Consider the following 13,178-nt stretch of genomic DNA (forward strand, 5'->3'; position numbering starts at 1 on the left):
ATGGATTTCTGCGGTTTTTTGAATTGGCACAGGCTTTGCAGTACAATTCCTTATATGAGGAGGGACAGGCCGGACCATGACTTCTGACGATTTTGCCCTGGTTGAATTTTTCGATGAGCTGCAGTTGCCCGACGGCAGCCCGCGGGACGGTATGGAAAAATTCGTAACCTGGATGAAGGAAGTTCCTTCGGAAATGTTGCGGGTGCGCCAGACCGAGGCCGAGGCCCTGTTCCGCCGCATCGGGATTACTTTCGCCGTGTATGGCGAAGGTGGAGATCCCGAACGGCTGATCCCCTTCGATATCCTGCCCCGTATCCTGCAGGCAAAGGAATGGGCATTTCTGTCAAAGGGGCTGACCCAGCGGGTCACGGCATTGAATAAATTCCTTGCGGATGTCTACGGCAAGCGGGAAATTATCGCCGCCGGCATTGTTCCGGAGCGCCTTGTCATGCTGAACAAGGCCTATCTGCCGGAAATGTGCGGGGTCCGGGTGCCGGGCGGGATTTACACCCATATTGCCGGCATTGACCTGGTGCGGACGGGCCCGGACGAATTTTACGTGCTGGAGGATAATACCCGCACCCCGTCCGGCGTGTCCTATATGCTGCAGAACCGCGAAGTGATGATGCGGCTGTTCCCCAACCTGTTTAACAGCCATGCGGTGGCGCCGGTGGAACGCTATCCGGACGATCTCCGCGACAGTCTCAAAACGGTTGCCCCTATCCGCTGCGACGGTGATCCCAAAGTGGTGGTGTTGTCGCCCGGGATCTATAATTCCGCCTATTACGAGCATAGTTTTCTGGCCGATAACATGGGCGTGGAACTGGTCGAGGGCCAGGACCTGTTCGTCCAGGACAATAATGTTTTCATGCGCACCACTCGCGGTCCGGAGAAGGTGGATGTAATTTATCGCCGGATTGATGACGGTTTTCTCGACCCGCTGACGTTCCGGCCGGACAGCGCCCTCGGCGTGCCGGGCCTGATGAACGTCTATCGCTCCGGCGGGGTGACGCTGGCCAATGCCGTCGGCGGCGGCATCGCCGATGACAAGGCGATCTACATGTATGTGCCCGACATGATCCGCTTTTACCTCGGCGAGGAGCCGATTCTGAAGAATGTCCCCACATACTGGTGCGCCCGGGACGACGACTATAAATATGTAATGGACCATCTGCCGGAACTGGTGGTCAAGGAGGTGGACGGCTCCGGCGGCTACGGCATGCTGGTGGGGCCGCGCTCCACCAAAGAGGAATGCGCCGCCTATGCGGAGCGGATCAAGGCCAACCCGGGCGAATTCATCGCCCAGCCCACCCTGGCCCTGTCCACCTGCCCGACCTTTGTCGAGGACGGCATTGCCCCGCGCCATGTGGACCTCCGGCCCTTTGTCCTGGTTGGCGCCGACAAGGTCCGGCTGGTGCCCGGCGGCCTTACCCGGGTGGCCATGAAGCAGGGCTCCCTGGTGGTCAACAGCTCCCAGGGAGGGGGCACCAAGGATACCTGGATTCTGGAAGAGGGGAGGAATGGCAATGCTTAGCCGTACTGCCGCCAGCCTCTACTGGATGGGCCGCTATATGGAGCGGGCGGAGAATCTCGCCCGTATCCTCGAGGTCGGCTACCGGATGAACCAGATGCCGGAGTGGGAAAGCGGCGGACCGCGCAATGAATGGCGCTCCACTGTCATTGCCGCCTCGGCGGAAGCCGGCCTGATCGAAAAACATGGCGAGGCCAGCCTGGACAGCGCCATTTCCTATATCTGCCTGGATGAGGAAAACCCCTCCTCGATCATGAGTTGCCTGAAAAGTGCCCGCACCAACGGCCGGGCGGTGCGTACCGCCCTGACGGTGGATGCCTGGGACTTTCTCAATCACACCTGGCTGGAATTCAACGGCCACTGGCGCAAGAGCCTGAACCGGGACAATCTTCTCAATTTCCTGGACTGGGTCAAGATCCGGGCGACGCTGTTCCACGGCGCCATTCGCGGCGGCATGCTCAGGGACGAAGCCTTTGCCTTTGTCAATCTTGGCCTGCATGTGGAGCGGGCGGATAATACGGCCCGCATCCTGGATGTGAAATATCACGTCCTGCTGCCGCAGGGGGAAAGCCTCGGTGGATCGGTGGATTATTACCAGTGGGCGACGATCCTGCGCTCGGTGTCGGCGCTGGGGTCCTATCACTGGCTCTATCGGGACAGCATCAAACCCTGGCTGGTGGCCGAACTCCTGATCCTGCGCGAGGAAATGCCCCGTTCTCTGGTTTACACTCTGGGCCGGGTGGTGCGCTATCTGGACATGATCGCCGAATCTCATGGCAAACGACATAACTGCCACCGGCTGGCCGGCAGCCTTTATTCGCAGCTGGGGTATGCCCAGATAGAGGAGGTCTTCCAAGGCGGCCTGCACGAGTATCTCACCGAATTCCTGGCCCGCACCAATGCGCTTGGTGATGAAATCGCCCGCAATTATCATTTTGTCTAGGAGGGAGGTCATGCGGATCAATGTCGAACATGAAACCAGATACACCTATGAAACGCCGGTCAGCTATACCATCCAGAGCCTGCGCCTGACCCCGCAGCCATTTGACGGCCAGGTGGTGCGTTCCTGGGAAATCGAGGCGCCGGGCGCGGGCTTCCTGCATGCCTTTACCGACAGCTTCGGCAACCTGACCCACACGCTGGTGATCGACCGGCCCCATGAAGAAGTGGTGATCCGGGTCAGGGGCAAGGTGGATACCATTGATACCAACGGGCTGGTGGCCGGGGCGCTGGAACCCTTTCCACCGCTGTTTTACCTGCGCGAGACGGCCCAGTCGAAGCCGGACGGCGCCATCCGGGCCCTGGCCGGGGCGGCCCGCACGGCGGCGGAAGGCGATCACCTCAAGGGTCTGCATATTCTGATGAATTCCATTCGCGACGCCATCGAGTACCAGACCGGGGAAACCCATGTCCATACCACGGCGGTGGAGGCGCTGGCCAACGGCGCCGGGGTGTGCCAGGACCATGCCCATGTCTTCATTGCCGGGGCGCGCTCCATCGGCATTCCCGCCCGTTATGTCTCGGGCTACCTGCTGCATACCGATACCGGCGAGGAAAGCGAAGCGGCCCACGCCTGGGCCGAAGCGCTGGTCCCCGATCTCGGCTGGGTCGGATTTGACGTTGCAAACCGGGTCTGCGCCCACGATAATTACGTGCGAGTCGGCGTCGGGCTGGACTATTGGGAGGCCTCTCCGGTGCGCGGCATGCGCCGCGGCGGCGGAGAAGAGGAGTTGGCGGTTTCCGTCAGGGTGGCCCAAAGTGGCGGCGCGGCTCAACAGTAATATTACCGGCCGATCCATGAGGGCGCCGGACAGGGTGAGAAGACCGAGATGACATATTGCGTGGGACTTTTTCTGGAAGAAGGTCTTGTGATGCTGGCCGATACCCGGACCAACGCCGGGGTTGACCATATTTCCACTTATTCCAAAACATTCGTCTGGGAAAAACCGGGTGAGCGGGCGATCATCGCCATGGCCGCCGGCAACCTGGCGGTGACCCAGGCGGTGATCAACCTGATCGAGGAAGGCATTGAGCTGGAAGACGATCCGCACGGCGCTCCCCACACCATGTATACGGTGCCGAGCCTGTTTCAGGCGGCGCGGCTGATCGGTCATGCGGTCCGCCAGGTCTATGTGGAGGACGCCGAGGCCATGAAGGCCCAGGACACGCCCTTCTCCGTGTCTTTCCTGCTCGGCGGCCAGATCAAGGGCCGCACCATGCGCCTGTTCCAGATCTATGCTGCCGGCAATTTCATCAATGCCAGCGAAGATACGCCGTTCCTGCAGATCGGCGAGCATAAATACGGCAAGCCCATCCTCGACCGGGCGCTCGACTACAAGGATACCTCGGTGACCGAGGGCGCCAAGCTGGCGCTGCTGTCCATGGACAGCACCCTGCGCTCCAACCTGTCGGTCGGCTTCCCGCTTGACCTGGTGATTTACCGCAAGGATGCCCTGAAAGTGGCCGTGAAGGTGCGCCTTAATGAGGATGACCCCTATATCAAGGACCTGTCCGCCCGCTGGTCGGAAGCCCTGCGCGCCGCCTACCAGGCTTTCCCGGCGCCGGACTGGGCGTAAGAGGACGCTTTGCCTTACACCTATGATTATCCCCATCCGGCGGTGACGGTGGATATTGTCGTGCTCCGAGATTGTGACGGTGAGCTGCAGGTGCTGCTGGTTCGCCGGGCGCAGGAGCCTTTCAAGGACACATGGGCCCTGCCGGGCGGCTTTGTCGATATTGACGAGGATCTTGAGCAGGCGGCCCGGCGCGAGCTCGAGGAAGAAACCGGCCTCAGGGATATTCCGCTTGAGCAGCTGCATGCCTTCGGCGCCGTCGAGCGTGATCCCCGGGAGCGGGTGATCTCCGTCGCCTATCTGGCGCGGCTGCCGGAAAATGCTCCCCAGCCCAGGGCCGGGTCAGATGCCGCGGCGGCGGCCTGGTTCCCGCTCACGGCCCTGCCGGACCTGGCCTTTGATCATAGGGCTATTCTGGGCCTGGCCCGGCAGCGACTGCAGGCCAGTTTGTAATTTACCTATCTATCTTGGTGCTCAGCACCAGCGAGGTGGTGGTTTTTTCCACTCCGTCGATGGCGTTGATGTCGTCGAGGGTTTCGTCGATCTCGGCCATGGTCGGCGCCTTGATCACGGCGATCATGTCATAGGAGCCGCTGACCACGTACAGGGCCCGGATCCGGGCCATTTTTTTCATCTGCGCGATGGCGCCTGTGGCATGGCGCTGGTTGATGCAGACCATCACATGGGCGGTAATCTGCTGCTGGCGGTATTCATCATGGTAGCGGATGGTGAAGCCGGAAATGATTTTCTTTTCCACCAGCCGGTTGATGCGGTCCTGCACCGTCGAGCGGGACAGGCCGAGTTTGCGCGCCAGCGAGGCGGTCGGTTCCCGGCTGTCCAGGCGCAGCAGTTCCAGCAGTTTTTCATCCGTCTTGTCCATTGCGTCATATTAACGGGGCTGCCGGCAATTTGTATAGAAATAATGTGCAAATCGTATGTTTTTGCCCCGCGGGCATCTATGGTGTAACTGTCCCCCCGTATGGGGACAGACAGGGGCGGCTGTGCTATAGTATAACTTCCCCATACTGGAACAAATTATGCACAAATCAGGGAAGATTACTCATGGCAAAAGCTTTTGCATCCTCCGCCGATCTCGGCGAAAAAGTAGAGAAACTGGAAATCCTCGCCGACGGCGTTTATGCGCTGACCGCCGAAGGCGATCCCAATGTGGGCGCCATCGAAGGCGAAGACTTCATCGTCGCCTTTGAAGCCCGGGCGACCCCGGTGGCGGCCCAGGGCTGGCTCGACCAGCTGCGCCAGCATACCGACAAGCCGATCAAATATCTGGTGCTGTCCCATTATCACGCCGTGCGCGTGCTCGGTGCCGCCGCTTTCGAGGCGGAAAGCATCATCGCCCACGAAAAAACCAAATTCCTGGTCGAGGAGCGCGGCAAGCAGGACTGGGACAGCGAGTATGGCCGTATGCCGCGCCTGTTCAAGGAGCCGGACACCATTCCCGGCCTGACTCATCCCGACATTACCTTCAACGACCGCCTGGAAATTGACCTCGGCGGCGACCGCGGCCAGCTGGTGCTGGAATATTGCGGCCGCGGCCATACCGCCGGCGACATCGTCGCCTGGCTGCCGAAACACAAGATCCTGTTTGCCGGCGACCTGATTGAGGCCGAAGCCGCGCTCTACACCGGCGACGCTTTCCACATGGACTGGGCCAGCGGCACCCTGGACAAGATCAAGTCCTTCGGCGCCGAAGCCATCATCGGCGGCCGCGGCACCATCCCGAGAGGCCGTGAAGCCTGTGATGCGGCGGTGGAACAGACCCGCGAGTTCCTCAACACCATGATCGATAAGGTTGGTGAAGTGCACAAGCGCGGCGGTACCCTGAAGGAAGCCTTCCTTGCCACCCACGAGGCGCTGGCGCCCAAATTCGGCCATTGGCCCATTTTCGAACACTGCCTGCCGTTTGACGTGCAGCGTCTGTGGGACGAGTTCGACGGCATTGACTGGCCGCGGATCTGGACCGCCGAACGCGACCGGGAGGTCTGGGACCAGCTGCAGGATTAATAATCATCTACATTGAGCCAAATCCGCATTGAGGGAGACAATGATGAGTGAACAGATTCAGCCTGTATCAAAGTCCGGCGTGCCGGTTCGCAAACACTACGGCTACCGGCGTCCCGCCGTCCTCGATCAGGGCGGCCGGGAAGAGCTGGAGGTGCTGGTGGTGGGCGGCGGGCCGATCGGCCTGACCGCCGGGCTGGATCTGGCCCGCAAGGGTTACAAGGTTGTCATCCTCAACCAGATGGACATTCTGGCGGATGGCTCCAAGGCCATCTGCTTCGCCAAGCAGGTGCTGGATGTTTATGACCGGCTCGGCATCAACCAGCGGGTCATGGACAAGAGCGTGGTCTGGAATGTGGGCAAGGTGTTCTGGGGCGACCGGCCTGACCCGATCTATGAATTCGACATGCTGCCGGTGAAAAACCAGAAAAACCCCGGTTTCGTCAACCTGCAGCAATATTACCTGGAGGAGTTCCTGATTGACGAGCTGGAAAGCCTCGACAATGTGGAAATCCGCTGGAAGAACAAGCTGGTCTCGCTCGAGCAGGATGACGAAAAAGTTACCGCCCAGGTGGAAACCCCGGACGGCAATTACGAGGTCGAGTGCAAATACCTGATCGCCTGTGACGGCAACAAGTCACCGATCCGCACCATGCTGGGCCTCGATTTTGAAGGCCGGGTGTTCGAGGACAACTTCCTGATCGCCGATATCAAATTCCCCATGGAACGGCCGTCTGAACGCTGGTTCTGGTTCGAGCCCGCCTTCAAAGGGCAGAGCGCGCTGCTGCACAAGCAGCCGGACGATGTCTGGCGGCTCGATTTCCAGGTCGGCTGGGATGTGGACAAAGCCGAGGCCATCAAGGAAGAAAACGTCAAGCCCTTCATCCACGGCATGCTCGGCGATGATGTGGAGTTCGAGTGGGAATGGCGCAGCATTTATACCTTCCAGTGCCGGCGAATGGCGCGGTTCCTGCACGGCCGGGTGATCTTTGCCGGTGACGCGGCCCATCTGGTCTCCCCGTTCGGCGCCCGCGGCGCCAACAGCGGCGTGGCCGATGTCAACAACCTGGTCTGGAAACTGGACATGGTGCTGAAGGGCAAGGCCCCGGCCTGCCTGCTGGAAAGCTATAACTATGAGCAGACCATCACCGCCGACGAGAATATCCTCAATTCCACCCGGTCTACCGACTTCATCACCCCCAAGTCGGCGGTCAGCAAATATTTCCGCAACGCGGTGCTGAGCCTGGCGGAAAAATTCGATTTTGCCCGGCCGCTGGTCAACTCCGGCCGCCTGTCGGTTCCGGTCAGTTTCCCGGACAGCCCGCTCAATACCAAGGATGAAGACCTGTGGGCCGGCGGCATCGCCCCCGGCTCGCCGGTGCTGGACGCGCCGGTCAATCACGGCAAAGACTGGCTGCAGATCCAGCTCGGCAATGAATTCCTCGGTCTTTATTTCGCCGGCGACGACGGTTGCAGCGACGTGGTGCGCGCCTCGCTGCCGGTCAGGACCCTGGTGGTTGGCCCCGACGGCGCGCCCGGTGTCGATCTGGTGGACGATACCGGGCTGGTGCGGGAGCGCTATGACGCCGCGATAGGCACCTTATACCTGATCCGGCCCGACCAGTATGTGGCCGGGCGCTGGAAGCAGGCCGATCCGGAAAAAATTCAAGCGGCCCTCGCGCGGGCCACAGGCGAGGAGTAATCTCATGCCCCTGAACATGGACGCCAATATCAAAGATCCCGATGCCTTTTACCAGGCCCTGATCCAGGCCCATGAAGGTCTCAGCGACGAGGAAAGCCAGGCGCTCAACGCCCGGCTGATCATCGTGCTCGCCAACCAGGTCGGCGACAAGGAGACCCTGGCCCAGGCGCTTGAGCTGGCCAAAACCATGGAAGCACCGGCCGGTCTGTAATCAAGCTCTTTAATTTCAGTTCCAGTGGACGGGGACTTCCCGCCCGTCCTTGACCATCCGGCGGCATTGCAGCATGCCGAATTCGCAGGCGAAGGCCGCCGGGTGATCAATTTCCCACAGGGCGAAATCCGCCTTTGCTCCGACAGACAGCGTGCCGCGATCCTTAAGGCCCAGCGCCGCCGCTGCATTGACGGTCACCCCCTTGAGACAGTCTTCCGGCGTCAGGTCGAACAGGATCGCCGCCATATTCATCATCAGCGGCAGTGACAGGGCTGGCGATGTGCCGGGGTTATGGTCGGTGGCGATGGCGATCGGCACGTTATATTTATGGAACAGATGGACCGGCGGTTTCTTTTCCTCGCGCAGGAAATAAAAGGCACCGGGCAACAGCACGGCGGTCATGTCGCTGGCCGCCATGGCTTTCACCGCCTCTTCTGTGACATATTCCAGATGATCCGCCGACAGCGCCTTGTAGCGGGCCGCCAGCGCGGTGCCGTGACAATCGGACAGTTGTTCGGCATGCAGTTTCAGCTCAAAACCGAAGTTTTTGGCGGCGTCGAAAATCTGTTCCATTTCCCGGGCGCTGAAGCCGATGATTTCGCAGAAGCCATCGACCGCATCGGCCAGATTCTCCCGGGCAATGCGCGGCAGCATGTCGGTGCAGATCAGGTCCACATAACCTTGGCGGTCGTCGGCAAATTCCGGCGGCAGGGCATGGGCGCCAAGGAAGGTGGCCCGGATATCCTGGGGGAATTTCCTGTCCAGCTCCCGGATCACCCGCAGCGTCTTCAGCTCATTTTCCACATCCAGGCCGTAACCGGACTTGATTTCCAGGGTGGTGACCCCGCCGCGCACGAGGCGGTCGAGTCGTTTTACTGCCTGCTCGAACAGCTGCTGTTCCGTCGCCTCGCGGGTGGCGCGTACGGTGGACAGGATGCCGCCGCCGGCGTGGGCGATTTCCGTGTAGGAGATGCCCTGCTGACGTTTTTCGAATTCATCAATGCGGTCGCCGCCATAAACCAGGTGGGTGTGACAGTCGATAAAGCCGGGGGTCAGGTACAGGCCCTCGCCGTCCCGGCAGGGGGCACCCTCGGGATTTTCCAGATCCGAGCGGCGGCCGATCCAGGCGATTTTACCGTCGCGCACGGCAATGGCGCCGTCAGCGATCAGGCCATAGGGAGTCGGCTGCATAGGGTCCAGGGTGACCAGGGTGCAATTTTCCCAGATTTCGTCCCACATTTCTCAGATCCAATGGTTTGCTGTTGACTTTTACATTATAACACATAGACTTAACTTGTCTATACAGGTAATGATAAATGAATAAATCGTCCAGGTATCTGATTGAAAAGGCCTATGTGGAAGGCCGTTGGCAGGAGAACCTGCTGATGGAAGTGGATCCGGCCGGCCTGATTCTGCGCCTTGAGGAGCAGGGCGACGCAGCGGGGGCGGAAATTATCGACGGCTATGCGCTGCCGTCTCTGGTCAATGTTCATTCCCATGCCTTCCAGCGCGCCATGGCTGGCCGGGCGGAATATGGCTCGGGCCGGGAGGACAGTTTCTGGACCTGGCGCGACGTCATGTATCGTTGTGCCGCCCATATTACCGCAGAGGGCCTCTATCACATTGCCCGCCGGCTCTACCTGGAACTGCTGCAGGGCGGTTACGGCGTGGTTTGCGAATTCCACTACCTGCACCATCATCCGGACGGCCATTCCTACGGCGAATCGGCGGAAATGTCGCTGGCCATCATTCGCGCGGCGCGGGATGTGGGCATTGCCCTCTGTCATCTGCCGGTGCTCTATATGACCGGCGGGTTTGACCGGCGGGCGCTCAGCGGCAGCCAGTCGCGCTTCGGCCATAGTCCGGAAAGCTACCGCGAGCTGTGGCAAACCCTGGAAAAGGAATGTGGGCCGGACATGACCCTGGGGTTGGCGTTCCACAGCCTGCGTGCCGTGCCGGTGGAGGTGATCCGGGAGTTTGATGATTTTGCCCCCAATGCCCCCCGCCATATCCATATCGCCGAGCAGCCGGCGGAGGTGGCGGACTGCCTGGCCCATTCCGGACAGCGGCCGGTGGCCTACCTGATGGACCATGTGACGGTCGACGACAAATGGTGCCTGGTCCATGCTACCCATCTGGATGAGAGGGAGATCGGGATGTTGGCGGCCAGCGGGGCGGTGGCCGGACTATGCCCGACCACCGAGGCCAACCTGGGCGACGGGCTGTTTCCGCTGGAAGATTTCCTTGCCGCCGGGGGGCGGATTGCCGTCGGTTCGGACAGCCATGTCTGCCGCGAGGTGCGCGAAGAATTGCGCTGGCTGGAATATGGCCGCAGGCTCGATACCGGCAGGCGGGCGGTGACGGCTTCGGACCGCCAGCCTCATTGCGGTACCCGGCTCTATGACGAGTGTCTCGACGGCGGCGCCCCGGCCAGCGGCTTTAAAACCGGGCGTCTTGCACCTGGGTATCGGGCCGACCTGGTGGTCCTGAAGCAGGACAGCATCGGTCTCGTCTGCCTGCCGGACGAACAGATCCTGGACGGTTATATTTTCAACGGCAATGAGGCGACAATTGACCGGATGATGGTCGGCGGCCGGTGGGTGCTGAGGGAGGGACGGCACGCGAAAGAAGAAGAGATCAACACGGGCTTCCGCCAGGTGATGGAAGGCCTTTTGGCAAACGGGAATAATCATGCATAAGATGGTGGACAACGTGGGACCTCTGTATCAGAAAATAAAGGACCATATTCTGCAGCGGATCGCCGACGGCGACTGGCCGGCGGGCAGCCGGGTGCCGTCGGAAAATGAGCTGGTCAAGCTGTTCAAAGTCTCGCGTATGACCACCAACCGGGCGCTTAGGGAGCTGACCGATGAGGGGGTGCTGATGCGGGTTGCCGGCGTGGGCACCTTTGTCGCCGAGGTCAAGGCGCACAGCCACCCGCTGGAAATCCATAATATTGCCGATGAAATCCACGGCCGCGGCCATGACTACAGTGCGAAGGTGCTGATCCTCGAGGAGGTACGCGCCGGGGCGGAAACCGCGAGCTGGATGGAAATCAACAAGGGGGAGTCGGTGTTTCACTCGCGAATCGTCCATTTCGAACAGGGTCGGCCGATCCAGCTCGAGGACCGCTTCGTTAATCCGGAGGTGGCGCCGGGCTATATGGCCCAGGATTTCAGCCGCACCACGCCCTATGAATATCTCATGTCCATGGCGCCGCTCCTCAAGGCGGAACATGTGGTCAAGGCGGTGATGCCGGACGGGGCGACGCGCCAGCACCTGGACATGGACGAGAATGAGCCCTGTCTTCTGGTCGAGCGCCGCACCTGGTCAGGCGACCGGGTGGTTACCATTGCCCGGCTCTGGCATCCGGGCTCGCGATACGAACTGTCGGGGAAATTCAGGCCTTAAATTGGTCTGCAAGATCCCTGGGGATATATAACAAACCAACTTGCATAGACAGGTATAGAAAATGAAAAATGCACGCACAGTCAAGGCCCCGACGGGCACCACATTGAACGCCAAAAGCTGGGCCACGGAAGCACCGCTCAGGATGCTGATGAACAACCTGGACCCGGAAGTGGCCGAGCATCCGGAGGAACTGGTGGTCTACGGCGGCATCGGCAAGGCGGCCCGCAACTGGGACTGTTTTGACGGCATTGTCGAGAGCCTCAAGTCGCTGGAGGCGGATGAAACCCTGCTGGTGCAGTCGGGCAAACCGGTTGGTATCTTTCGCACCCACGAAGGGGCGCCGCGGGTGTTGATCGCCAACTCAAACCTGGTGCCGCACTGGGCGACCTGGGATCATTTCAACGAACTGGATAAAAAGGGCCTGATGATGTACGGCCAGATGACTGCCGGCAGCTGGATCTATATCGGCAGCCAGGGCATCGTCCAGGGTACCTATGAGACCTTCGCCGAAATGGGTCGCCAGTCCTATGGTGGCGACCTCGCCGGCAAATGGATCCTGACCGCCGGTCTCGGCGGCATGGGCGGGGCCCAGCCGCTGGCGGCGACTATGGCCGGGGCCAGCATGCTGGCCATCGAATGCCAGTCGGACCGCATAGATTTCCGTCTGCGCACCGGTTACCTGGATGAGCGCGCTGAAAGTCTCGACGAGGCGATGGAGAAAATCACCCGCGCCTGTGCCGAGGGCCGCGCCCTGTCCGTTGGCCTGCTGGGCAATGCGGCGGAGATTATCCCGGAGATGGTGAAAAGGGGTATAAAGCCCGATGCGGTGACCGACCAGACCTCGGCCCATGACCCGGTCAACGGCTATTTGCCGCTGGGCTGGACCGTGGAGCAGTGGGAGCGGATGCGCCTGAGCGATCCCAAAACCACCGCGCGCGAGGCCCGCAAGTCCATGGCCATTCATGTGCAGGCTATGCTGGCCTATCACGAGATGGGCATCCCCACCTTTGACTATGGCAATAACATCCGGCAGATGGCGCTCGATGAAGGGGTGGAAAATGCCTTCGCCTTTCCGGGCTTTGTTCCGGCTTATGTGCGGCCGCTGTTCTGCAAAGGCATCGGCCCGTTCCGCTGGGCGGCGCTGAGCGGCGATCCGGAGGATATCTACAAGACCGACCAGAAGGTCAAGGAGCTGATCCCGGACAATCCGCAGCTCCACAACTGGCTCGACATGGCCCGGGAGCGGATCAAGTTCCAGGGCCTGCCGGCGCGGATCTGCTGGGTCGGGCTTGGCGAGCGGCACCGGCTCGGACTCGCCTTCAATGAAATGGTCAAAAACGGCGAATTGTCCGCCCCGGTGGTGATCGGCCGCGACCATCTGGATAGTGGTTCGGTGGCGAGCCCCAACCGGGAAACCGAAGCCATGAAGGACGGCTCCGACGCGGTGTCCGACTGGCCGCTGCTTAATGCGCTGCTCAATACCGCCAGCGGCGCAACCTGGGTCAGCCTGCATCACGGCGGCGGGGTTGGCATGGGCTTTTCCCAGCACGCCGGCGTGGTGGTGCTGTGTGACGGCACCGACCAGGCGGCGGAAAAAGTCGGCCAGGTGCTGTGGAACGATCCGGCCAGCGGCGTTATGCGTCATGCCGACGCGGGGTATGAGATCGCCATCGGCTGCGCCAAAGAGAAAGGGTTGAAGCTGCCGATGATCACCGGGTTGGGAGCCTGAGA

Annotated in this window: 13 protein-coding genes; 11 read left to right on the top strand and 2 right to left on the bottom strand. The window is 60.9% G+C overall.

The window, feature by feature from the left end; translation table 11 throughout:
• Nucleotides 1-76 precede the first annotated feature (76 nt).
• From FIV46_RS12915 to FIV46_RS12935, 5 genes are read left to right on the top strand one after another with little or no spacing between them, the layout of a single operon-like run.
• The gene (locus tag FIV46_RS12915; RefSeq protein ID WP_219846115.1) at nucleotides 77-1,534 is read left to right on the top strand and encodes a circularly permuted type 2 ATP-grasp protein; all 1,458 of its coding nucleotides are present in this window, start codon (nucleotides 77-79) and stop codon (nucleotides 1,532-1,534) included.
• The gene (locus tag FIV46_RS12920) at nucleotides 1,527-2,474 is read left to right on the top strand and encodes an alpha-E domain-containing protein (RefSeq protein WP_139941346.1); all 948 of its coding nucleotides are present in this window, start codon (nucleotides 1,527-1,529) and stop codon (nucleotides 2,472-2,474) included. Before FIV46_RS12915 ends, FIV46_RS12920 begins: the two co-directional genes overlap by 8 nt.
• A gap of 10 nt (nucleotides 2,475-2,484) precedes the next feature.
• Nucleotides 2,485-3,312, top strand: coding sequence for a transglutaminase family protein (locus FIV46_RS12925; protein ID WP_139941347.1), 828 nt, complete (start codon nucleotides 2,485-2,487; stop codon nucleotides 3,310-3,312).
• Nucleotides 3,313-3,360: 48 nt separating this feature from the next.
• Nucleotides 3,361-4,107, top strand: coding sequence for a proteasome-type protease (locus FIV46_RS12930; protein ID WP_139941348.1), 747 nt, complete (start codon nucleotides 3,361-3,363; stop codon nucleotides 4,105-4,107).
• A 9-nt stretch (nucleotides 4,108-4,116) separates the two neighbouring features.
• Complete coding sequence (locus FIV46_RS12935; RefSeq protein ID WP_139941349.1) at nucleotides 4,117-4,557, top strand: NUDIX domain-containing protein; 441 nt, start codon at nucleotides 4,117-4,119, stop codon at nucleotides 4,555-4,557.
• A 1-nt stretch (nucleotide 4,558) separates the two neighbouring features.
• Here the strand turns inward: FIV46_RS12935 and FIV46_RS12940 are convergent, their stop codons facing one another.
• Nucleotides 4,559-4,984, bottom strand: a complete 426-nt coding sequence (locus tag FIV46_RS12940; protein ID WP_139941350.1) for an Lrp/AsnC family transcriptional regulator — start codon at nucleotides 4,982-4,984, stop codon at nucleotides 4,559-4,561.
• 182 nt (nucleotides 4,985-5,166) lie between these two features.
• On the opposite strand from FIV46_RS12940, the gene FIV46_RS12945 reads away from it, so the two are divergent.
• From FIV46_RS12945 to FIV46_RS12955, 3 genes are read left to right on the top strand one after another with little or no spacing between them, the layout of a single operon-like run.
• The gene (locus FIV46_RS12945) at nucleotides 5,167-6,126 is read left to right on the top strand and encodes an MBL fold metallo-hydrolase (RefSeq protein ID WP_139941351.1); all 960 of its coding nucleotides are present in this window, start codon (nucleotides 5,167-5,169) and stop codon (nucleotides 6,124-6,126) included.
• A 43-nt stretch (nucleotides 6,127-6,169) separates the two neighbouring features.
• Nucleotides 6,170-7,825 carry an FAD-dependent oxidoreductase gene (locus FIV46_RS12950; RefSeq protein WP_139941352.1) on the top strand — a complete coding sequence of 552 codons (1,656 nt, stop codon included), beginning with the start codon at nucleotides 6,170-6,172 and terminating at the stop codon, nucleotides 7,823-7,825.
• 4 nt (nucleotides 7,826-7,829) lie between these two features.
• Nucleotides 7,830-8,036 carry a DUF2783 domain-containing protein gene (locus FIV46_RS12955; protein WP_139941353.1) on the top strand — a complete coding sequence of 69 codons (207 nt, stop codon included), beginning with the start codon at nucleotides 7,830-7,832 and terminating at the stop codon, nucleotides 8,034-8,036.
• A 15-nt stretch (nucleotides 8,037-8,051) separates the two neighbouring features.
• Here the strand turns inward: FIV46_RS12955 and hutI are convergent, their stop codons facing one another.
• Nucleotides 8,052-9,275 (bottom strand): imidazolonepropionase, encoded by a 1,224-nt coding sequence (hutI, locus tag FIV46_RS12960; RefSeq protein WP_139941354.1) that lies wholly within the window; start codon nucleotides 9,273-9,275, stop codon nucleotides 8,052-8,054.
• Between the two features lie 77 nt (nucleotides 9,276-9,352).
• Here hutI and FIV46_RS12965 point away from each other — a divergent pair, with 77 nt between their 5' ends.
• From FIV46_RS12965 to hutU, 3 genes are all read left to right on the top strand, one after another.
• Nucleotides 9,353-10,735: a formimidoylglutamate deiminase gene (locus tag FIV46_RS12965; protein WP_139941355.1), complete on the top strand. Its 1,383-nt coding sequence runs from the start codon at nucleotides 9,353-9,355 to the stop codon at nucleotides 10,733-10,735.
• A complete protein-coding gene (gene hutC / locus FIV46_RS12970; RefSeq protein ID WP_139941356.1) occupies nucleotides 10,728-11,447 on the top strand; it encodes a histidine utilization transcriptional repressor HutC in 720 nt (239 codons plus the stop codon). The genes FIV46_RS12965 and hutC overlap by 8 nt, the downstream gene beginning before the upstream one ends.
• 61 nt (nucleotides 11,448-11,508) lie before the next feature.
• Nucleotides 11,509-13,176, top strand: coding sequence for a urocanate hydratase (gene hutU / locus FIV46_RS12975; protein ID WP_139941357.1), 1,668 nt, complete (start codon nucleotides 11,509-11,511; stop codon nucleotides 13,174-13,176).
• Nucleotides 13,177-13,178 lie beyond the last annotated feature (2 nt).

This window comes from Emcibacter nanhaiensis, assembly GCF_006385175.1.
Classification (GTDB): Bacteria; Pseudomonadota; Alphaproteobacteria; order Sphingomonadales; family Emcibacteraceae; genus Emcibacter; species Emcibacter nanhaiensis.

Excerpts from the sequence above, each read along its gene's own strand:
- FIV46_RS12925 (WP_139941347.1), top strand. The coding sequence starts at position 2,485 with ATGCGGATCAATGTCGAACATGAAACCAGATACACCTATGAAACGCCG.
- hutU (WP_139941357.1), top strand. The coding sequence starts at position 11,509 with ATGAAAAATGCACGCACAGTCAAGGCCCCGACGGGCACCACATTGAAC.
- FIV46_RS12930 (WP_139941348.1), top strand. The coding sequence starts at position 3,361 with ATGACATATTGCGTGGGACTTTTTCTGGAAGAAGGTCTTGTGATGCTG.
- FIV46_RS12965 (WP_139941355.1), top strand. The coding sequence starts at position 9,353 with ATGAATAAATCGTCCAGGTATCTGATTGAAAAGGCCTATGTGGAAGGC.
- FIV46_RS12945 (WP_139941351.1), top strand. The coding sequence starts at position 5,167 with ATGGCAAAAGCTTTTGCATCCTCCGCCGATCTCGGCGAAAAAGTAGAG.
- FIV46_RS12915 (WP_219846115.1), top strand. The coding sequence starts at position 77 with ATGACTTCTGACGATTTTGCCCTGGTTGAATTTTTCGATGAGCTGCAG.
- hutI (WP_139941354.1), bottom strand. The coding sequence starts at position 9,275 with ATGTGGGACGAAATCTGGGAAAATTGCACCCTGGTCACCCTGGACCCT.
- hutC (WP_139941356.1), top strand. The coding sequence starts at position 10,728 with ATGCATAAGATGGTGGACAACGTGGGACCTCTGTATCAGAAAATAAAG.
- FIV46_RS12950 (WP_139941352.1), top strand. The coding sequence starts at position 6,170 with ATGAGTGAACAGATTCAGCCTGTATCAAAGTCCGGCGTGCCGGTTCGC.
- FIV46_RS12920 (WP_139941346.1), top strand. The coding sequence starts at position 1,527 with ATGCTTAGCCGTACTGCCGCCAGCCTCTACTGGATGGGCCGCTATATG.
- FIV46_RS12955 (WP_139941353.1), top strand. The coding sequence starts at position 7,830 with ATGCCCCTGAACATGGACGCCAATATCAAAGATCCCGATGCCTTTTAC.
- FIV46_RS12940 (WP_139941350.1), bottom strand. The coding sequence starts at position 4,984 with ATGGACAAGACGGATGAAAAACTGCTGGAACTGCTGCGCCTGGACAGC.